Raw genomic sequence first — 22,475 nt, forward strand, 5'->3', positions numbered from 1 at the left:
TATGGGAACTATTAAAACTAAATATGGTATTTTAAATGATGCTAAGATAGCCGGTTATTATCCAAGTGGAGAACCAGAATCATATAGCGTAGAAGAAGAAAGTGAATTAGATGTTCTAGGGTACAAGCTGGTACCTTTATATGGTTTTGTTGATGAAAGGAGAAAAGAATTTCCGCCGATAAAAGTATTCAAAAGCGGAAATATAAAAAGTATTTCATTAAATGAATTGACCACAATACAAACATCTTTAGGCGCTTTTGAAGCTGAAAAAATATCATTTTATGAAGAAGGTCAAATTAATAGATTATTTTTGTTAGATGGAAAATTATCTGGATATTGGACAGAAGATGATGAATATAATTTAGCGAAAGTATATAAAATAGATTTTGAATTTGCATCTTTTGAAGGAAAACCAATGTCTCTTCATTTTTACAAAAGTGGCGAGTTGCAAAGTATTACTCTATGGCCTAAAGAAAGAATTAAAATTAATTTAGAAAATTATAATTTTACTGGACGTATTGGAGTATCTTTATATGAAAGTGGAAAAATTAAATCTTGTGAGCCCTTCAGGCCGCTAAATATAAATACACCGATAGGTAAAATTGAAGCTTATGATATTAATGCAGTAGGTATTCATGGAGATTCTAATTCTTTAAGCTTTTATGAAGATGGTAGTATCAAGTCTCTTATTACCTCGACTAATACAATAGCCGTAAGTACCTCTGATGGTGATACAATTTTTCATTCTCCTAAAAAGATTAGATTGTATTCTAACAGTGAAGTTCTGGATACAATTACTTTAAAGCTAGAATTTATAGATAATAAAGTTATTATTGATGATAAATATGAATATATCATTTCAGAAAATAACTTTGAAATAAAACATTTTGGAGAAAAGCAATTTACCCTAAGCGGAGATTTAAATAAGTAATTTTCAAAATAATCATGAGAACACGAACGATATTGATGAATTGTTAAAAATATATCGTTATCATTAAAAAAGTTATAGAAATATAAAAAAGTGTTTGCAAAATTAATTATTTGTGATATTATAATTTCAATAACTAAAACAACTTAAAACAAGTACAAGAAATGACAAAAATCATAAAAATTGAAAAAAGTATTTACAAAATCGATTTTATATGATATAGTTATTACAACAAATAAATAAAACGTAAATACCTGTCAATAAGGCAATGAAGTCTAAGTATTTAACTCAAAGATGAAGTTAAATTTCTTAGATTTTTTTATTACAAAAAAGACAAAGGAGTCTAATTTATATAACTTTAGCTAGTTAAATAAAATAGATTCATTTTTTTTAATCAATTTTACAGTTATATTAATCCAAATTAGTTATAACGTCCCAACAAGGACTTATATAAATACTTTTTTAAAATAGAGGAGGAAATCAATATGAGACAAGTAGCTATTTATGGTAAAGGTGGTATAGGTAAATCTACTACTACACAAAATTTAACTTCAGCTTTAGCTGAAATGGGAAAGAATATAATGATCGTAGGATGTGACCCTAAGGCAGATTCAACAAGATTAGTTCTTGGAGGTTTAGCACAAAAAACAGTTCTAGATACCTTAAGAGAAGAAGGAGACGACATTGAATTAGATGCAATCATGAAAACTGGATATGGAAATATCAGATGCGTTGAATCAGGTGGACCAGAACCAGGAGTTGGATGTGCAGGTAGAGGTATCATTACTTCGATAGGAATGCTTGAACAACTAGGAGCTTATACAGACGATTTAGATTATGTATTCTACGATGTATTAGGAGACGTTGTTTGTGGTGGTTTCGCAATGCCAATCAGAGAAGGTAAAGCACAAGAAATATACATCGTTGCATCTGGAGAAATGATGGCATTATATGCAGCTAACAACATTTCAAAAGGTATCCAAAAATATGCTAAGACTGGTGGAGTTAGATTAGGTGGAATCATCTGTAACAGTAGAAAAGTTGATAGAGAATTAGATCTTTTAACAGCTTTCGCTAAAGAATTAGGAAGCCAATTAATTCACTTTGTACCAAGAGATAACATGGTTCAAAGAGCTGAAATACACAAGCAAACAGTTATAGAATTTGATCCAAAAGCTGATCAAGCTGATGAATACAGAACATTAGCTAAGAACATAAATGAAAATAAATTGTTTGTTATCCCAACTCCAATGAAACAAGAAAGATTAGAAGAAATCTTAATGGAATATGGTTTAATGGATATCTAAGATATAAAAACATGTTATAAAAGATTATGGTACTTTAAATATGTAAAATTAATATCTAATTACAAAATATATTATAAAAAGGGAGATAGAGAGATATGTATATGATTCGTGCAATAATTAGACCTGAGAAAGTTAGCACTGTTCTTTCTGAATTACTTGATGCTGGATTTCCAGAAGTAACTAAAATGGCAGTTTACGGAAGAGGAAAACAAAAAGGAATAAAAGTTGGAGATATTCATTATGATGAATTACCAAAAGAAATGTTATTAATCGCTGTAAAAGATGGAGATAAAGAAGATGTAATAAAAATTATAATGAGAAGTTCAAGAACAGGGGAAAAAGGTGCTTTCGGAGATGGTAAAATATTTGTTGCACCAGTTGAAGAAGTATACACTGTAAGTAGTGGAAAATCTGGGTTATAAAATTTAATTTAGGAGGAATAGCTTTATGAAAGAAGTTATGTGTATTATTCGTTTGAATAAAGTAAATAAAACAAAAGAAGCACTTGCAGAAGCTGGTTTCCCATCTATTACTTGCAGAAAAGTACTTGGAAGAGGTAAAAAATCAATCGATAAGGCTTTAATCGAAGCTTATATGGAGACTGGAGAAGTACCACCATCACCATTTGGTGAAAACTTATCTGAAAGAGGAAGATTAATTCCAAAGAGACTTGTTACTCTTGTAGTAAAAGATGAAGAAGTAAAAGCAGTTGTAGATGTAGTATTAGGAGTAAATTCAACTGGAACACCAGGAGATGGGAAAATATTTGTATTGCCAGTAGAAGAAGTATATAGAGTTAGAGATGGACAAGCCGGAGAAGATGCAATATAAAACGCGGAGGTGAAGTGTATGAGTAAAGTAGATAGTGTTTTAGACAAATATAGTGCTAAAGTCTACAAAAATAGAAAAAAACATATGTTAGAACTTGAACAAGAAACTCAAGAAATTGATGCAAATAGAAGAACTATACCAGGAATTATGACTCATAGAGGATGCTGTTATGCAGGTTGTAAAGGGGTTGTTCTTGGACCATTAAAGGATATAGTATTATTAACTCATGGACCAATAGGATGTGGATATTATTCATGGGGAACAAGAAGAAATAAGGCTATACCACAAAACGGTGATGGAAACTTCATTCAATATTGTTTCTCTACAAACTTAGGTGAAACTGATATAGTGTTCGGTGGAGAAAAGAAATTAAAACAAGCAATTGCTGAAATTGTTGATATTTTCCATCCAAAAGCAGTATTCATTGCTGCAACATGTCCAGTTGGATTAATTGGTGATGACCTTCCAGCTGTTGCAACTGAAATGAAAGAATTATATGGAATTGAATGTATATCATTCCCTTGTGAAGGATATAAAGGTGTATCACAATCAGCTGGTCACCATATTGCAAACAACAAATTAATTAAATCTGTAATTGGAACTACAGACTATACACCTAAGACTCACTCAGTTAATATTCTTGGTGAATATAACATAGGTGGTGACGCTTGGGAAATAGAAAGAATTCTTAAGAAAATAGGCTATGAAGTAGTATCTATCATGACTGGTGACTGTAGTATTGATGATCTACGTAAAGCCCACACTGCTGATTTAAATCTAGTCCAATGCCACCGTTCAATCAATTATATCGCAGAAATGATGAAAATTCAATATGGAACTGCATGGATTAAGGTGGATTTCATAGGTGTTGATTGTACAGTTAGAACTTTAAGAGACATTGCGAAATTCTTCAATGATCCAGAGTTTACAGAAAGAACAGAAGCCGTTATAGCTGAAGAACTTGCAGATATTAAGGATAGTATGGAATATTATAGAAGCAAGCTGACTGGTAAAAAAGCTGGTCTATATGTTGGAGGCTCAAGATCTCACCATTATCAAATGCTATTAAATGATTTAGGTGTTGAAACATTAGTTGCTGGATTCGAATTTGCACATAGAGACGATTATGAAGGAAGAGAAGTAATACCAACAATTGTTGAAGATGCAGACTTAAAAAATATCGAAACTTTAGAAGTAGAAAAAATCGTAGATAAATATAGACCAGTAAAAACAGATGAAGAATTAGAAGAATTAAAGAAAGAAATTGTAAATTTAGAATATTATCCAGGTATGATGAAGGATATGAAACCAGGTTCAGTTGTAGTTGATGATTTAAATCACTTCGAAACTGAAGAATTCATTAAGCAATTTAATCTTGATATGTTCTTCTCAGGTATTAAGGATAAGTACGGAATTCAAAAAGGTGGAGTATTATCTAGACAATTACACTCTTATGATTATAGTGGACCTTATGCAGGATTTAATGGTGCTGTAAACTTTGGTAGAGACGTAACTATGAGTTTATATACTCCAGCATGGAAATTCACTGTAGCTCCATGGAAGACAGAATCTGTACTAGAAGGAACATTTGGAGGTGAAGTATAATGTTAGATTTAACACCAAAAGAAATTAAAAAAAGAGAAGCTATTACTATAAATCCTAGTAAAACATGTCAACCAGTAGGCGCTATGTATGCAGCTCTTGGAGTACATGGATGTATGCCACACAGCCATGGCTCTCAAGGATGTTGTTCATACCATAGAACAGTTTTATCAAGACATTTTAAGGAACCAGCTATAGCAACAAGTTCATCATTTAGTGAAGGTGCTTGCGTATTTGGTGGAGGTAGTAATATTAAAGCTGCTGTAAAAAATATATTTGATATATATGATCCGGAAATAATAGCTGTTCACACTACTTGTCTTTCAGAAACTATCGGTGATGACTTAAATGCATTTATTGAAGATATAGAAATTCCAGATGGAAAGCGTGTAATGTATACTAATACTCCAAGTTATGTTGGATCACATATTACTGGATTTTCAAATATGGTTAAAAGCTTTATTACTAGTTTATCTAAATCAACAGGAGTAAAGAATGGAAAAATGTGCGTAATTCCTGGATTTGTTAATCCTGGTGATATGCGTGAAGTGAAGAGATTATTAAAACTTATGGGTATAGATTTTACAATGCTTCCAGATACAACTGGAGTTTTAGATGCTCCAATGACTGGGAAATATGAAATGTATCCAAAAGGTGGTACAAAGATTCAAGATATCGTTGAATTAGGTGACTGCGAAAAAACTTTAGCATTAGGAAGTTTAGCTTCTGAAGCAGGTGCATCTGCACTTGAAAAATTACACAAAGTTCCTTATACAACTTTAAAAATGCCAATAGGTATTGGAGCTACTGATGAATTAATTATGGAATTAAGCAAATTCAGTAAACAAGAAGTTCCATATGAAATTGAAGAAGAAAGAGGACAATTAGTTGATATAATGATAGATTCTCATCCATATTATGATGGAAAGAAAGTAGCTTTATATGGTGACCCAGATGTGCTAATTGCTTTATCTAAATTCTTATTAGAACTTGGGATGATTCCTAAGTATGTAATTACAGGAACACCATCTTCAGCATTTGATAAAGAAATGAAAGCATTATTTGAAGAATTTGGTGTTGAAGGATGTATTGCAAAACAAGATACTGACCTTTTTGAATTACATCAATTAATCAAGAATGAACCAGTGGATTTACTAATGGGTGGAACTCATGGTAAATACATAGCAAGAGCTGAAGATATCCCACTAGTTAGAATTGGATTCCCAGTAATAGATAGATATGTTCATTCATACATGCCAAATGTTGGATATAAAGGCGCTATGAGATTGTTAGAATTAATGCTTGGTGCATTAATGGATAGACAAGATAGAGATGCTAAGGAAGAAGATTTTGAATTAGTAATGTAATACTAAGATTTGTGTGAAATAGTATAAACCCCAAAAGATATGCACATATAAAAAAAACAGCTATGCTGCAATTAAGATCTTGGATAAAAAAAGCAGCTATGCTGCAATCAAGATCTTATAAAAAGATAAGTATAAAAATAACTATAATTTAATAATTTCAATGGTTGAGCAATTGAACATGTATAAATCATGGCAATTGCTCAATTCATTAAAATTGAGAATTGAGAATGAAGAATGATAATTAATTTTTTTAACAAGGTTGAAAAAAATATATTTTAGATAATTCTCAAAGAAGCATGGATTTTCATCCTTTATTCTCAATTTCCAATTCATATAATTAAGAAAATTTTAAAAAGGTGGTGTGGACCTTATGGAAAAGAAATTATCGAATTCATTACTTGAAGAAAGAGAAGATTTCGTATGTTTTAAAGAAGGTAAAAATAAAAAATCTATGAAATGTGATGGAGACAGTGTATCTGGATCGGTTAGCCAAAGAGCTTGTGTTTATTGTGGAGCCAGAGTAGTTTTAAATCCAATAACTGATGCTTATCATATAGTGCATGGTCCAATTGGATGTGCAAGCTATACTTGGGATATAAGAGGAAGTTTATCAAGTGGTGAAAATTTATATAGAAATAGTTTTTCAACAGATTTAAGTGAACAAGATGTAATATTTGGTGGTGAAAAGAAGTTAACAGCTGCTATTGAAGGAATAATGGAAAAGCATAATCCAAAATTAATTTTTGTTTATGCAACTTGTATTGTTGGTGTTATTGGAGATGATGTAAAGGCTGTATGTAAAATGGCTGAACAAAAATATAATGTTCCTGTTATACCAGTAATGTCACCAGGGTTTTCAGGAAATAAATCTAAAGGTTACAAATTGGCATGTAATGCACTTATGAACTTATTTTCAAGAAATATTTTACCAAAAACAAATGGAATTAATATGCTTGGTGATTTCAATCTCGCAGGAGAACTATGGATTGTAAAAGATTATTTAAAGAAAATCGGAATTAATGTAATTTCGTCAATTACAGGTGATGCCAGCTATGATAATTTAATTAAAGCAAGCAGTGCAAGTTTTAATGTTGTTCAATGTGCAGGATCTATGACATATTTAGCAAAAAGGATGGAAGCTGAAATGGATATACCTTTTGTTAAAATCAGTTTTGTTGGACTTGAGGATACTAAAAATTCGCTTCTTAGAATTGCAAGCTTATTTAATGATGAACAAATATTAGCTAAAGCTAAGGCTCTAGTCAAAGAGGAAGAAGAAAAAATATTACCAATATTAAATTCTTACAAAGAAAATTTAAAAGGTAAAAAAGCTGCTATTTATGTTGGTGGAGGATTTAAAGCAATTTCTCTAATTAAACAATTTAATGAGCTTGGCATTGATACTGTTATGGTTGGAACCCAAACAGGAAAGAAAGATGATTATGAAGTTATAGGTAGTTTAGTTAATGATGGAACAGTAATTTTAGATGATGCAAATCCAGCTGAGTTAGAAAAATTTATGTTAGAGCAAGATGTAGATATATTAGTAGGCGGAGTTAAAGAAAGACCTCTTGCGTATAAATTAGGAGTTGCCTTTTGTGATCATAATCATGAAAGAAAGCATCCTCTTGGAGGCTTTATAGGAGCAGTTAACTTTGCTAAAGAAATAAATTTATCAATTAATAGTCCTGTATGGAAATATGTAAGGGAGAGTGAAGAGAATGAAGACAGCTAAAGAAAGTTATGTAAACTTAACTGTTAATCCATGCAAAATGTGTATGCCAATGGGAGTTTGTAATGCGTTATATGGAATTAAAAATTGTATGACAATTTTGCATGGATCCCAAGGATGCAGTACATATATTAGAAGACATATGGCAACTCATTATAACGAGCCAGTTGATATTGCTTCATCTTCACTTACTGAAGAAGGAACTGTTTACGGTGGGGAAAATAATTTGATTAAAGGTTTAGAGAACTTAATCAAATTATATAATCCAGAGGTTATTGGAATTGCTACTACTTGTCTAGCTGAAACTATTGGCGAAGATATAGTTAGACTTTCAAAAATATTTTATGAAAAACATCCTGAAAGTAAGGTTAAATTGATACCAATTAAATCTCCAGGATATGGTGGAACACAATATGGAGGATATTTTACAGCACTTAGATCTGTAGTGGAAAATGTTGAAATGGATAGTGCAAAGAACGATAAGGTAAATATTGTGACTGGCCCTATAAGTAGTGCGGATACCAGAGAATTAAAAGAGATATTAGAAGATTTCAACATTGATTATATTTTACTTCCAGATCTATCAGAAAATTTAGATGGAGGACACAGTAAAAAGTATAATAGACTTCCATGCAATGGTACAAGTGTTGAAGAAATTAAATTTATGGGTGGAGCTAAGGCTACAGTTGAATTAACTACATTTATAAAGGAAGAATATTCTGTTGGTAGTTATTTGGAAGGGGCTTTTGGTGTTAAGAATTACAGAATTAATATACCAAGAGGTTTAAGAGATACAGATAAATTTCTAAAAGTTTTATCGGAAGTGTCTGGAAATCCTATCCCTGAAAAGTACAAAAAACAAAGAGGCAGATACTTAGATGCTATGATAGATTCTCATAAATATAATGCCGAAGCAAGAATAGCGATATTTGGCGAACCTGATTTTGTGTATACATCAGCAAGAATGGCAATAGAAAATGGCGTAGTTCCTATGATTATTGCAACAGGAGATGTCTGCAAGGAGTTAGAACCAAGCTTAAGAGAAGAAGTCGATGAATTATCTAAGCAATTATTTGCTGAAAAGTGTGTAATAATTGATGAAGCAGATTTTAAAACTATAGAAAAACTTGCACTTGATTTAAATGTAAATGTAATGCTTGGAAGTTCAGATGGCAGAAGAATAGAGGAAAAACATAAAATTCCACTAATTAGAGCTGCATTTCCAATTCACGATAGAATTGGCGGACAAAGAATTTTATCTATAGGATATGAGGGTTCTCTTAATTTAGGGGATCAAATTACAAATGTAATGTTAGCAAAAACAGAAATGACTTTTAGAGAGAATATTTACAATGAATTTTATAAAGAAGAAAAAATAGAAGAAACCATAGTAAAAGATGAAGAATTAGTAATAAATAAAGAAATATTAATAAATGAAGGCACAGTAATAAAGGAGGAAAAAAATATGGAATTAAAAGTTATAAGTAAAGAAGAAGTAGAGGAAAAAACAAAAACTCATCCTTGTTTTAGCTGTGATTCAGCTCATAAATACGCAAGAATGCACCTTCCTATAGCACCAAAGTGTAATATAAGCTGCAATTATTGTTTGAGAAAATTTGATTGTGTTAATGAAAGCAGACCTGGAGTTACAACAGAGGTATTATCTCCTGAAGAAGCTTTTGCAAAATATAAATATGTAAAATCTCAAATGGATAATTTAAAAGTAGTTGGAATAGCAGGTCCTGGAGATGCTTTAGCTAACTTTGATAATGTAAAGAAAACTCTTGAACTTATAAGAGAACATGATCCGGAAGTTACATTTTGTTTATCGACTAATGGTTTAATGCTGCCATTCTATGCTCAAGAATTAATAAACTTAGGAGTAAGCCACGTAACAATAACTATGAATGCTATAGATCCTAAAATAACAGCAAAGGTATATAAATATGTAGATTATCTTGGAGTTACTTATACTGGTGAAGAAGGTGCTCAAATTCTTTTAAATAATCAACTATCAGGTCTTAAATATCTAGCTGATAGAGGAATTATGGTTAAAGTTAATATTGTAATGCTAAAGGGAATTAATGATCATCATATTGAAGACATAACAAAAAAAGTTAAAGAGCTTGGAGCTGGAATAACTAATATAATGCAAATGATACCAGTAAAAGGTAGTGTATTTGAAAATATGCCTCTTACAACTAATAAAGAAATAATGGACTTAAGAAAAAAATGTGAAGTAAATATAAAACAAATGTATCATTGCAAACAATGTAGAGCTGATGCAATTGGATTACTTGGAGACGATCAATCTCAAAAATTTAGCAAACCTTCTATAAGTATTGCTGAAAGCGAAGAAAAATCATTAAAGTTTGCTGTGGCTTCAAAAAGCGGCATAGGAGTTGATATGCATTTTGGACACGCTTCAGAGTTTTATATCTATGAATATAAAAATGGAGATGTAAGATATGTAGAAAAAAGAGATGTAGATAAATACTGTAATGGGCAAGAAGAGTGCGAAGAGGAAGAAGATAAATTTGCTAAATTATCTAAAGTTGTTTCTGATTGTAATGGAGTATTATGTCTTAGAATTGGTGACGGACCAAAGAATAAGTTTAAAGACATGGGTATAGATGTGTTTATGACATGTGATACTATTGAAACAGCGGTTGAAAAAGCAGCGGAAGTGATTTTAAAAGGAACAGAGGTTAAGGAAATATTAAGAGCTTAAACCAGTTAACAGGTAACAGTTAGCAGTTTGAAAAAGAAGTGTGATTTTATGTAATGCTGGGCTCCTTAATCAGAATTCCACTTATGCTATATAATTATTAGCAGCTAAATATTAATGAATATGGAGCCCTAAAACTAAACTAAGTCTTCAATAAAGAATATTATAATATGGTGGTGATTGAGTAATGGAGGAAAAAAGAATTGAAATTATTGATAGAACTATTGTTGTTTTAAATGTGTTGTATGGTGATAAGATTAAATCTAAAGCTTCGCAAATAAAAGAATTAATAAAATTACTATATAAAATAGGAAGTGGTTATATAGAAATTACTCAAGAGCTTTACAAGGCATTATCACCATTACCAGAGGGTGTTAACTTTGTTATATGTAGCAATAAAATAATCGAAATGAAAAATAATTATGATCCTTATGAAATTTTTAAAAAAGAATTAAACTTAAATGCCTATAGAAACATTAGGTTTGTTGGATTAGATGATGTGATATTTTATGATTATGAAAAAATATTTTCTCAAATAAGAAGTAATTTTGGAGATAATATTGAAATGTGCATTAAAAATGATTATAATTCTGCTACTGCAATGACATTAGAATGGATTAAACTTGGAGGGAAAAAGGTAGTAACATCATTTGCAGGAATTGGTGGATATGCTCCACTTGAAGAAATCTTAGGTTCAATTTCTTTTTTGGAAAAAATCAAAATTCGTGGAGATCATAAACTATTTCCACAAGTGCTTAATCTTTTTGAAGAAATTATAGAAGAGAAACTTCAAGGAAATATGCCGTTTATAGGGGAAGATATCTTTAATGTTGAATCTGGAATTCATGTAAATGGAATTGCAAAGAATCCAAGTACTTATGAACCATATGATCCAAAAGAAATAGGAAGAGAAAGAAATATTATTATAGGTAAGCATTCAGGAGTAAATGCTCTAGAGATAAAACTTAAGGAATTAAATATAAAGTATAACCATAATAATCTAAAGGTAATGCTAGAAAATGTGAGAAGATTTAGTACTCAAAAACGCAGGGGATTAAATAATGATGAAATTAAAGAAATATATTACAAGTGTTGTGTATAGGATTAATTGGAGGTGAATATATTGAGTTTACAAAACAACAATTTAAATGATATATATATTGTTGATACTACCTTAAGAGATGGAGAGCAAAGCGCTGGAAGGGCATTTTCAATTGATGAAAAAGTTGAAATTGCAAGATATATGGATGAGAGCTATATATATCAAATAGAGGCAGGAATACCTGCAATGGGTGATTTGGAAAAGGAATGCATAAGAAGGATTTTAGATATTAGAGAAAATTCTCTTGTTTCTACATGGAATCGCATGAATAAAGACGATATATTAAATTCATTTGATTGTAAGCCTGATATAATTCATATAAGTGTTCCTACATCTGATATACAAATATATTCAAATTTGGGCAGAGACAAAAAATGGGTAAATGAAAATCTAAAGGAATGTGTTTTCTTTGCAAGAGATAAAGGTTATGATGTTACTATTGGTTTTGAAGATGCATCAAGAGCTGATATTAATTATCTTATTAATCTATGTGATATAGTTAGAGAAATGGGTGTAAAAAGAGTAAGATATGCAGATACAGTTGGAATATTAATGCCATCCTTAGTAAAAGATGCAGTTAGAACTTTAATTAATAATACCGGAATTGAAATAGAAATTCATGCACATAATGATTTTGGAATGGCAATCCCTATATCCCTTGAAGCTGTAAAAAATGGTGCAAAATATGTTGATTGTACATTAGACGGAATTGGAGAGAGAGCAGGAAATTGTAATTTGCAGGAATTTATTAAAGTTTCTGGGAAATATTTTGAAGCATTATCATCAAAAAGAATGATAAATTAATTATGTTAACATTAAAAGTTTAAGTATTACATATATTGTTAATAATTTGTGTAATTTCCAATATTAAATAAAAACCAAACACCTTTTTATATAATTGCTATTAAAGTTTTATGCTTAAATTATATAAAATGGGGTTTGGTTAATTGTGTTGTATAAGATAAATTTGTGATATAGATATTAAAATATGAAATGGAAATTAAAAAAATGAATAAAAAATGTTGCTATATTTAATTAAAAGTATTTATAATAAATGTAACGAATATTTGTTATACAAACTAATATTAACAAACATAAGATAACGAACCCTAAGGAATTCATATTGAAATAATTAAAAGCATAGAAACTTTTTATAAATAATGTTAAACTTATGTTACCATGTATATTTTAATCATAAATATACAAGAGAGGGAATGGAGGACTGTAAGATGGCAAATGAAACTTTAACGCCACAAGAAGTTGCTGATATGCTAAAAATATCTAAGTGTACAGTATATGAGCTAATAAAAAGAAGAGAATTAAATGGATATAAAGTTGGTAATAAACTTAGAGTAGATATTGATGATGTGGAAGAATATAAACTTAAAAACAAAAGTCTTAAAGAAAAAAAAGTAATAAAAAATAAAAACGAAACAATTATAGAACAAAGTCCACAACAGAATAATAGATATAATTATATTGAAGAAAAAAAATCAACAATAACCAATTTTATTATTTGTGGGCAAGATAATATTTTAGATATTTTATCAAAAAATCTAAAGCATAATGCAAAAGGAATAAATGTTTTGAGGGCTTATGAGGCCAGCTATAGTGGATTAAGTGCTCTATATAGAAATGAAGTTCAGGCAGTAGCTTCACATATTTGGGATGGTGAGACTGGTGAATATAATGTTCCGTTTGTTAAAAGAATGCTTCCGGGAATATCAACCGTTGTTATAAATTTATGTTACAGAATCCAAGGTTTTTATGTAACTAAAAATAACCCTAAACAAATTAAAGGGTGGGAAGATTTGAGCAGAGATGATATTACGATTATCAATAGAGAGCCAGGCAGCGGAAGCAGGATTTTACTGGATCAACATTTGAAACAACTTGGAATAAGTGGAAGTGAAATAAATGGATATGATAAAGAGACTTTTTCGCCAACTGCTATTGCAAGTGCAGTGGCTAGAGGAAATGCTGATTTAGGAATAGGAACAGAACGTACTTTTTTACACTCCAAGGAACTTGATTTTGTTCCAATACAAAAAGAAAGATATGATCTAGTTTTAAAAAAAGACAATATTTCTCAATTTCTTATTAATGATATTATTAATATACTGAAATCTGAAAATTTTAGGGAGGAATTTGGTGATCAAAGAGGATACGATTTATCGGATTCAGGGGAAATTGTTGGAGAAACATAAAATAGAGTTAATAAAATTATCCCAATATATAAAGTTAAAGATTAGTAGGATCTATATATAATTTAACCAAAATTATATATAGATCTTTTTTAAATAAAATTAATAAGATGCAGTTTTATTATTTGTTTTGAGTTATATAGAAATCAAATGATACATTAAATCCTAATGTGCCGCCGTATTCTGAACGGTACGTACTGGTGGTGTGAGAGGTCGGTAGGCAAAATAATTGTCCGCCTCCTACTTGGTTGAGCAGAGAATATAGATTTATAGGAGGAGTGAAAAAGCATTTTATCCTTAGTAAGGTTATGATAAAAATTTTGTGATATTAACAATATCAAACTATGTATGATAAAACCAAACAAAAACAGATAAAAACCAATGAAACTTATTGACATTTATTTGGGTGTGTTATATTATTATTACATAAATAATTAAATAGGTTCAAAGAGGAACATTGGCTAAAAGCTAATGTTCTTTTTTTGTTTTAAAAGGAGGAGGAGATTAACTTATGAAAAAATTATTTGCTATTGTTCTATTAATTAGCTTAGGGGGAGGGGTATTAGGATGCGGCAGTAATAAAGTTACTAGTGAAAATAACAGTAGCTCAAAGGTTCAGGAAAATAAAGAGGTAATATTAGGTATGACTACCGGTATAGAAGATGCAGGTCTATTAGATGTAATAATTCCAGCTTTCGAAGAAGAAACTGGATATAAAACAAAAACAGTTTCGGTTGGCACGGGACAAGCATTAGCTTTGGCTCAAAAGGGTGAAGTCGATGCAATTTTTGTAAATTCGCCACCAGCAGAAAAGCAGGCATTAGAGGAAGGTTATATTATTAATCGAAGATTAGCAATGCACAATGATTTTGTAATTGTGGGGCCAGAAAGCGATGAGGCAAAAATAAAAGGAACAAAAGATGTTTTGCAAGCACTTACGACTATTGCAAATACTCAATCTCAATTTATATCAAGAGCTGATGATTCTGGTACTAATAAATTAGAAATGAGCTTGTGGAAACAAACTAGTGTTACACCAAAAGGTTTATCTTGGTATGTTGAAGCTGGAGCTGGAATGTCACAAACTTTAAAAATAGCTAATGAAAAAAATGCTTATACAATCACAGACAGAGCTACATATTTATTTAACAAGAAAGTGTTGTCGTTGCAAGTATTATCTGAAAGTGACCCCAAATTAATAAATCTATATTCAGTATCAGAAGTTAATAAAGAAAAATTTTCTAGAGTAAATTCAGAAGGGGCTAAGGCATTTACAGACTTTGTATTATCAGAGAAGGGGCAAGAATTAATAGCGAAACATGGAAAAGAACAAGTTGGACAATATCTGTTTACTGCAGATGGAGGAAAATTCGACAAAGACTATGGACTATAGGAAATTTAATTATGAATATGATTATTGATGGACTAATTCATGCTGTTAAACTTTTAGTACAAGGCGATAAAGATATACTGAATATTATTTTTCTTACTTTACAGGTTTCGGGTATAGCTACATTGATAAGTGTAGTTGTAGGGATACCTCTAGGTACTTTAATGGCATTAAAAGATTTTAGAGGAAAGAATATACTGAGTAGTTTAGTCAATTTTGGCATGGGATTACCACCAGTAGTTGCTGGATTATTAGTAACTTTGATTTTATGGCGGTATGGACCTTTAGGAAATATGAATCTTATGTATACAATCCCAGCTATGATTATTGCACAAAGTTTAGTTGCCATGCCAATAATAACAGGGTTAAGCTTTGCAGCAATTTTAAATGTTAATCCAAAACTGAAATTTCAATTGTTATCTCTTGGTGCAGAACCTTTTCAAGTATGCTTAATTTTAATTAAAGAGGCAAAATTAGGATTGATGGCAGCAGTTATTGCTGGATTTGGTCGTGTAATTTCAGAAGTAGGGGCATCGATGATGGTCGGAGGTAATGTAAGAGGTAAAACTAGAATATTAACTACAGCAATTGTACTGGAAGTTGATAAGGGGAATTATGACATTGCTATAGCAATTGCTATTATTTTATTATTAATTACCTATATAGTAGTTATTATATTAACGTTTCTTCAACATAATGAAAGGAGTAATTTGTGATGGAAGAAAATATTTTAAGTATGAAAAATGTGACAGTAAACAGAAAAAATGCGCTTAATATCAAAAATTTTTCAATGAAAGCTGGAGAAATTGTTGCAGTAGTTGGACCAAATGGAGCTGGGAAAAGTACTTTCTTTCAAGTAATAAATTTATTAATCCCTTTTGCTGGTGAGTTGAAATTATTTGGAGAAAGTGTTAATAAAGGTAATAAAACTAAACTTCGAAGACGATGTTCTTATGTTTTTCAGGATATATTACTCCTAAAGGATACTGTCTTTAATAATGTAGCAAAATCCTTGCAGTTTAGAGGGTTCTCAAAAAGTCAAATTAGTGAAAAAGTTAATAAGGTTCTTAAGGATTTTAAATGTGAGCATCTTGCCAATAGATCTTCACGTGAACTTTCAGGTGGAGAAGCGCAACGTGTTTGTATTGCACGAGCTATGGTAACGGAGCCAGAACTCCTGCTTTTGGATGAACCTTCTGCTTCTTTAGATGCTCAAATGAGGAATGAAATTATTTGGCAAATAAAAGAAGTGGCAGAAGAAAGAGGGATAGCTGTAATTTTAATAAGTCATAATTTTTCAGATGTTTTGCACTTTGCGCATAGGACTGTAGTAATGTTTGATGGTAGATTTGTTCAGGATGATTTACCAGAAGTTCTTATGAGAAAGCCTGTAAATGAGAGAACTGCTAGATTGGTAGGAATAGATAATATTATTCCATGTAAGATAGACATCGGAGATGTTATTAATCTAACTAATGGAATTACATTTTCATATCCATTTAACATAAAGAAGTCTGTAAGTAAATGTTGCATACCTGGTGAATGTATAACTATTGGTGAAAGTGATTATTTGGCAAATGATAATAATAAGATAGTTATGACTGGGATAATTAAGAAAATATACCCTGATATTGGCACTTACTATGCTATTGTTCAATGTAAAGAACAGATAATGAATATAAGAATTTCTAAAGAGAGTATATTTTGTAATAACATAAAAGAGAATAAATTAGTCAAATTAGTTTTCTCTGCAGAGGATGTTCATCTTATTTAATTAATAGTATTTTATAATTTAAATATCCTCAGTTAAATAGTTGTAAATGTGGCTATTTATCATAAAGTATAGAAAAATAGAAAATGTTGGATAAAGATCTCAGCTCTTGAGAGCTTTGATATATATTAATTTAATACAATTATTTATTTTAAGGAGTTGATTATTATGAAAATTAGAACCGACTTTGTAACAAATAGTAGTTCGGTAAGCTACATAGTGTCTATGAATGTAGATTTTGTAGAATTTATGAGAGGAAAAAAACCTGAATTTTATACTAACAATGAGAAAAAAACGAGAATATATAATGCTATTCGAGAAGACTTGATAAATAATGGTGAAAAAGTAGATTTATTAGATAGACAAGTTTACTCAAAAAGATATGCACTGCTTAAAAAACGAGATTGCAAATATGATGATTCATTTGAAAAATCAATTGATGATGTTGATTTTTTAACATTAAGTGATGATGATTTATGGGCTTATATATATGGAGAGTACTTTGTAAATGGAAGATTATCTGCTGAATTAAAGGGGTTTAGTTCTATACAAGTTATAAAGGATTCTGGAGTAATTCCATTACCAAGGGAAGAAAAATGAATATAAGAAGACATTTAGATGGATATAATTTCTTTGGAGATACAAATACCGGGGTTACAATGCGCTGGGGAACAAATGTAAAGAACGATCCTTTGTTTGCACCGTGGCCTGAATTAGCAGATATTTCAATTAGTAATCATTGCACAAAGGGATGTGAATTCTGTTATAAAGATAGCTCTGATAATGGAGAATTTATGTCATTAGAGGAGTATGAATATGTGTTATCATCTTTACAAAATGAGCAATGGGGTAATGTATTTCAAGTAGCTTTAGGAGGGGGAGAACCTCTTGAACATCCTAATTTTATTGAGATATTAGATATAACACTTTCAAAAGGCATTGTTGCTAATTTTACTACAAATGGGATTCATATTAATAAGGAAATTGCATCAAAAATGAAGGATAAAGTCGGTGCAGTTGCTGTTTCTGTTAGTAAAGCTAAGGAAATAAATAAAGATAAAATAAAAATACTTACTGATGAAGGTATAAAGACTAATATTCATTTTGTCCTAGATAATGAATCAATTACTGATGCAATAGATATTTTAGAGGGAAAATATGATGAGTCATTAAGTAATGTTAATGGAGTGATTTTTCTCACTTATAAACCTAGGGGTAGAGCAGGTTTGGATAAATGCTTAAAGATGGATGACAAACTAGATAAATTTATTAGTTTGATTGATAAAAATAATGCGAATATAAGAATCGGCTTTGATGCTTGTTTTGTACCATTATTAATGAAATATACAGACATTGATGTTGATTATATAGATTCGTGTGAGTGTGGCTTTTTTTCAGTATACATAGATGAAAATTTAAATGTAAAGCCGTGTTCCTTTGCAAACGATGATAGGTTTAGTTATAATCTTAAACAGTATAGGTTCCAGGATATTTGGATGAATGAATATGATGAATATCGAAATGACATCATGAGAAACAATTGCAAGAATGAATGTAAAAGTAAAGAGGCTTGTAGGGGAAAATGTGCCTATTACGATTCTATTGCTTTTTGTTATAAGTAAATCATTTGAGAATTAATATAAAGGAAGATATTTTTATGAATTATTTATGGTTAATTTTTGCATTATTTCAATAATTATTTTAGGTGAAGAGGTAAATAAAGAGATAATCGCCGGAATAGTTTTAATAACAATAGGAGTTATTATTATAGCTTTAAGTTGAATTATATTATAATCTTGGCTAAAGAGATAAAGTTCTGCATTCTTTATTATATTAATTTTGAATGTTTGAACTTTATTTTTGCATTGTTAATATTGTTTTCATTGATTTGAAATTAAACAAAAGAATTATTAATGATTAATTTAGGAATATTAAATAGAAATACTTGACAAATTGACATATAAAATGTATGATTAACTTAATAAAAACAAACAAAAACAAACAAAAACTAATAACTACTAATATAATTATAAATGGTTTTATAATTATTGATTATATCCTCAAAGGTGAGCACTATTTAAAAGAGATAATTTTCTTTTAAATAGTGCTTTTTTATAAAAAAGGTGAGGGCAGATAATTAAAACAGTCAAGGAGGAAAAGAAAAATGAATATTAAGAATTCAATGTATTTTTATTTTAAGCTGACATTTCGAACTATATCAAATTTTATTATTAATCTATAACAGTATTGAAAATTATATTATATTCAAAGGCGAACGTTGGAAAAGTAAAAGTATTTAGATAATATTTTTGCCCAATGTTTTTTTATAGCTATTTTTAACTAATTTTAACTATAAGGAGGTTATTGTTAATGATTAATGAAGCAAGTATAAATAGGAGTGAAAAGAAATCAATAATATTAGATCTACTTAAACTTGTAAAAGGTAGAGGTTCAGTTTTAGTAATTCTTATATCAATACTTATAATATCAATCTTTTTTTCGTTTACTATTGGAAGGTATGCGGTTACATTAAATCAGCTTTCTGAAATACTTAGTTATAAAATTTTTGGTGGAACAGTAAGTTGGGCTCAATCAGTTGAAACTGTATTGTTTAAGGTAAGAATACCAAGAATTGTTGTAGCAGTTATTATAGGTGCAGCATTAGCTAGTGCAGGAGTTGTATATCAAGGATTATTTAAAAATCCTATGGTTTCACCGGATATATTAGGAGCATCATCAGGTGCTGGGTATGGTGCAGCAATTGCAATTTTGTTTTCTTTTAATTCTGCTGGAGTTCAGATATCATCATTTCTTTTTGGACTGCTTGCAGTAATAGTAACTATTACGATTAGTAAATGTGTTGGGAAATCAAATAATAATATTTTAGCATTAGTATTAACCGGAATGGTAGTTAATACGTTATTTTCATCATTTATATCAATTACAAAATATTTGGCAGATACAAATGATAAATTACCAGCTATTACGTTTTGGTTAATGGGTGGACTTTCATCTGTAAGTTTAAAAGATTTATTAATAATTTCATTTCCGTTTATATTAGGTATTGTTCCGTTAATTTTAATTAGGTGGAAATTAAATGTTCTATCTTTTGGTGAAGAAGAAGCACAAGGTATGGGAATAGACACAAGTAAGATAAGAATATTAACAATATTTTGTTCTACGCTTCTTACAGCTTCAGCAGTGTCAATTGGAGGGATGATAGGTTGGATTGGATTAATTATACCTCATATTGCGAGATTAATAGTTGGTCCTAATTATAAAGTTCTGTTACCTGCTTCAGCACTTATTGGAGGTACGTTTTTATTAATTGTAGATGATATTGCTCGCTGTTTATTTAGTGTAGAAATTCCTATAGGAATTTTAACTTCAATAATTGGAGCGCCATTTTTCTTATATTTATTGTTTAAAGAAAGGAGGGAAAAAGAATGAAAATGGAGATAAAAGACATAGTGTGTGGTTATAAAGATAAAAAGATAGTTAATGGTATTTCAATAACTATTGAATCTGGAGAAATACTATGCTTACTTGGACCAAACGGAGTTGGAAAAACAACACTTTTTAAAAGCCTTTTAGGGTTTTTAAAAATAAAAAGCGGAAAAGTAATGATAGATGGTGAAGAAATAAGTAATTGGCCAAGAAAAAAATTAGCAAAAGCAGTTGGATACGTGCCTCAAGCTCATAATTCATCCTTTGAGTTTAATGTTTTAGATGTTGTTGTTATGGGGCGTGCAGCATATATCGGTGCAATGTCATTTCCTTCTAAAAAAGATATTGAAATTGCAGAGGAATCTTTAAAATCCTTAGGTATTACTTATTTAAAAGACAGGATATATACAGAGATAAGTGGTGGAGAAAGGCAAATGGTTCTATTAGCAAGAGCCTTGACGCAGCAACCAAAGATTCTAATTATGGATGAACCAACATCAAATTTAGACTATGGTAATCAAGTGAGACTATTGCAGCAAGTAAATGAATTAGCTAGAAAGGGATTAGCTATTATAATGACAACTCATTCGCCGGATCATGCGTTTCTATGTTCATCTAAGGTTGCCCTTTTACAAAGAAATAATAAATTTAAAGTAGGAACAGTTGATGAAATTGTAACTGAAAAAAATCTAAGAGAAGCCTATGGTGTAAATGTAAGTATTGTTAAAACCAGAGGAAACGATGGTGAAGAAATAAGTACTTGTGTGCCTTTGTTAAGCTAGGTGCTTGAAAGAAGTGATGATATTTCAATAGAAACTATGGATATCCTAACAGATTAATAGTTTCAAATGAATATAAATTACACACATTAATTAGGAATCATATTAAATATTTTCTCCTATCTAATTTAATATGATTTCCAATTATCTAAGGACATAAGGGGGAATATTAATGAAAAAAGAAAAATTTTTATTTCTGACAGTAATTATAACAGTCTTTTTTTCTTTTACAGCATGTAGTAATACTGCAAAGTCAGCTAACACTGTGAACAAGGAAAAAAATTACATAGATGATCAAACAATAAGTGATGCTAATGGAAAAAAGATTTCTAAGCCGGCAAGTTTGAAAAAAATTGCAGTTCTTCACGGGAATCCGGAGTATATAGTATGGAGATTAGCTCCTGATCGATTAGTAAATAATTCTGTTGTGTTTACTCAAGGTACTCCTAATATACTTTTTCCGGAAAAATTTATGCCGCCTTTTAGCATTGAAAAGATTCAAAATCTACCAATGACAGGAAGCTATATGACAAATATTAATACAGAAGAAATTATAGCTGCTAAACCAGATATTATATTGACTTTAAGCAGAGATCCTGGCATTGATAGTGAACAGGAAAGATTTGGAGTGCCGGTAATTGGTATTTCAAAAAATAGCCTTTCGGATATTGAAGAATCTATAAGGTTCATTGGCAAATTAGTTGGAAATGAGAAGGAAGCTGATGATCTTGCAGATTATTGGGGAAAGACAATAAATAAAATAACTGATATAACTTCAAAGATTCCAGATGATAAAAAGTTAAAAGTTTATTATACTTCTTCGGTGGCTTTAAATACAGTTGGTCCTAAGACTATTCAGGCATCAATTATACGTAGTGCAGGAGGTATTAATTATTATGATGCAAATCCAATTGCTAAAGATAGTTTTGAACAAACAGAAAGCGTAACAACTTCAATTGAAGATATTATTAAATGGAATCCAGATGTTATTATAACAGGTTCAAAGAAAACAACAGATGAAATTTTATCAAATTCTCAATGGAAAGATATTAGTGCAGTTATTAATAAACGTGTTTATACAACTTTGCAATATGCATCAATGGATCATTTTGTAGCTCCATTGAATTTGATGTGGACAGCTAATAAGCTTTATCCCGATCAGGTTAATTTAGATATTAATAAAGAAGCTAAGGAATTGTATAATAAATTTTATTATACAGATCAGATAACTGATGAAGATATGGCTGTTGAGAAACCATGATTTAAAAATTTATTATCATTATGGTT

Annotated in this window: 19 protein-coding genes; all 19 read left to right on the forward strand. The window is 30.1% G+C overall.

Translation table 11 applies throughout. From position 1 onward, the window contains the following. The first annotated feature begins 1 nt into the window (after position 1). The 19 genes from COL3_RS15540 (at position 2) to COL3_RS15630 (ending at position 22,449) form a co-directional block, all read left to right on the forward strand. Complete coding sequence (locus COL3_RS15540; RefSeq protein ID WP_008426361.1) at positions 2-931, forward strand: hypothetical protein; 930 nt, start codon at positions 2-4, stop codon at positions 929-931. Between the two features lie 482 nt (positions 932-1,413). Next, a complete protein-coding gene (gene nifH, locus COL3_RS15545) occupies positions 1,414-2,235 on the forward strand; it encodes a nitrogenase iron protein (protein WP_008426362.1) in 822 nt (273 codons plus the stop codon). 95 nt (positions 2,236-2,330) lie between these two features. Then, complete coding sequence (locus COL3_RS15550) at positions 2,331-2,657, forward strand: P-II family nitrogen regulator (protein ID WP_008426363.1); 327 nt, start codon at positions 2,331-2,333, stop codon at positions 2,655-2,657. 25 nt (positions 2,658-2,682) lie between these two features. Then, positions 2,683-3,066, forward strand: coding sequence for a P-II family nitrogen regulator (locus COL3_RS15555; protein ID WP_008426364.1), 384 nt, complete (start codon positions 2,683-2,685; stop codon positions 3,064-3,066). Between the two features lie 18 nt (positions 3,067-3,084). Next, entirely contained in the window at positions 3,085-4,671 is a 1,587-nt protein-coding gene (locus tag COL3_RS15560) for a nitrogenase component I subunit alpha (RefSeq protein WP_008426365.1), read from the forward strand. Next, the gene (gene nifK / locus COL3_RS15565; protein ID WP_008426366.1) at positions 4,671-6,035 is read left to right on the forward strand and encodes a nitrogenase molybdenum-iron protein subunit beta; all 1,365 of its coding nucleotides are present in this window, start codon (positions 4,671-4,673) and stop codon (positions 6,033-6,035) included. The genes COL3_RS15560 and nifK overlap by 1 nt, the downstream gene beginning before the upstream one ends. Positions 6,036-6,405: 370 nt before the next feature. Continuing rightward, positions 6,406-7,770 carry a nitrogenase iron-molybdenum cofactor biosynthesis protein NifE gene (gene nifE, locus COL3_RS15570; RefSeq protein WP_008426367.1) on the forward strand — a complete coding sequence of 455 codons (1,365 nt, stop codon included), beginning with the start codon at positions 6,406-6,408 and terminating at the stop codon, positions 7,768-7,770. Continuing rightward, entirely contained in the window at positions 7,757-10,498 is a 2,742-nt protein-coding gene (nifB, locus tag COL3_RS15575) for a nitrogenase cofactor biosynthesis protein NifB (RefSeq protein ID WP_008426369.1), read from the forward strand. Before nifE ends, nifB begins: the two co-directional genes overlap by 14 nt. A gap of 184 nt (positions 10,499-10,682) precedes the next feature. Continuing rightward, positions 10,683-11,597, forward strand: coding sequence for a hypothetical protein (locus COL3_RS15580; RefSeq protein ID WP_008426370.1), 915 nt, complete (start codon positions 10,683-10,685; stop codon positions 11,595-11,597). 21 nt (positions 11,598-11,618) lie between these two features. Continuing rightward, positions 11,619-12,401, forward strand: coding sequence for an isopropylmalate/homocitrate/citramalate synthase (locus tag COL3_RS15585; RefSeq protein ID WP_008426373.1), 783 nt, complete (start codon positions 11,619-11,621; stop codon positions 12,399-12,401). A 425-nt stretch (positions 12,402-12,826) separates the two neighbouring features. After that, positions 12,827-13,804, forward strand: coding sequence for a helix-turn-helix transcriptional regulator (locus COL3_RS15590; RefSeq protein WP_008426375.1), 978 nt, complete (start codon positions 12,827-12,829; stop codon positions 13,802-13,804). Between the two features lie 508 nt (positions 13,805-14,312). After that, complete coding sequence (locus tag COL3_RS15595; RefSeq protein WP_008426377.1) at positions 14,313-15,194, forward strand: substrate-binding domain-containing protein; 882 nt, start codon at positions 14,313-14,315, stop codon at positions 15,192-15,194. An 11-nt stretch (positions 15,195-15,205) separates the two neighbouring features. Beyond that, positions 15,206-15,907: an ABC transporter permease gene (locus tag COL3_RS15600; protein ID WP_008426379.1), complete on the forward strand. Its 702-nt coding sequence runs from the start codon at positions 15,206-15,208 to the stop codon at positions 15,905-15,907. After that, positions 15,907-16,965, forward strand: a complete 1,059-nt coding sequence (locus tag COL3_RS15605; protein WP_008426381.1) for an ABC transporter ATP-binding protein — start codon at positions 15,907-15,909, stop codon at positions 16,963-16,965. Before COL3_RS15600 ends, COL3_RS15605 begins: the two co-directional genes overlap by 1 nt. A 165-nt stretch (positions 16,966-17,130) precedes the next feature. After that, positions 17,131-17,562 (forward strand): hypothetical protein, encoded by a 432-nt coding sequence (locus COL3_RS15610; RefSeq protein WP_008426383.1) that lies wholly within the window; start codon positions 17,131-17,133, stop codon positions 17,560-17,562. After that, positions 17,559-18,584 carry a radical SAM protein gene (locus tag COL3_RS15615; RefSeq protein WP_008426386.1) on the forward strand — a complete coding sequence of 342 codons (1,026 nt, stop codon included), beginning with the start codon at positions 17,559-17,561 and terminating at the stop codon, positions 18,582-18,584. The genes COL3_RS15610 and COL3_RS15615 overlap by 4 nt, the downstream gene beginning before the upstream one ends. 748 nt (positions 18,585-19,332) lie before the next feature. Then, on the forward strand, positions 19,333-20,412 hold the full coding sequence (locus tag COL3_RS15620; RefSeq protein ID WP_008426389.1) for an iron ABC transporter permease: 1,080 nt from the start codon (positions 19,333-19,335) through the stop codon (positions 20,410-20,412). Further along, complete coding sequence (locus COL3_RS15625) at positions 20,409-21,191, forward strand: ABC transporter ATP-binding protein (RefSeq protein ID WP_008426391.1); 783 nt, start codon at positions 20,409-20,411, stop codon at positions 21,189-21,191. Before COL3_RS15620 ends, COL3_RS15625 begins: the two co-directional genes overlap by 4 nt. Positions 21,192-21,360: 169 nt before the next feature. Then, the gene (locus COL3_RS15630) at positions 21,361-22,449 is read left to right on the forward strand and encodes an ABC transporter substrate-binding protein (protein WP_008426393.1); all 1,089 of its coding nucleotides are present in this window, start codon (positions 21,361-21,363) and stop codon (positions 22,447-22,449) included. Positions 22,450-22,475: the final 26 nt, after the last annotated feature.

The sequence above is a fragment of the Clostridium sp. LS genome, from assembly GCF_002760435.1.
GTDB lineage: Bacteria > Bacillota > Clostridia > Clostridiales > Clostridiaceae > Clostridium.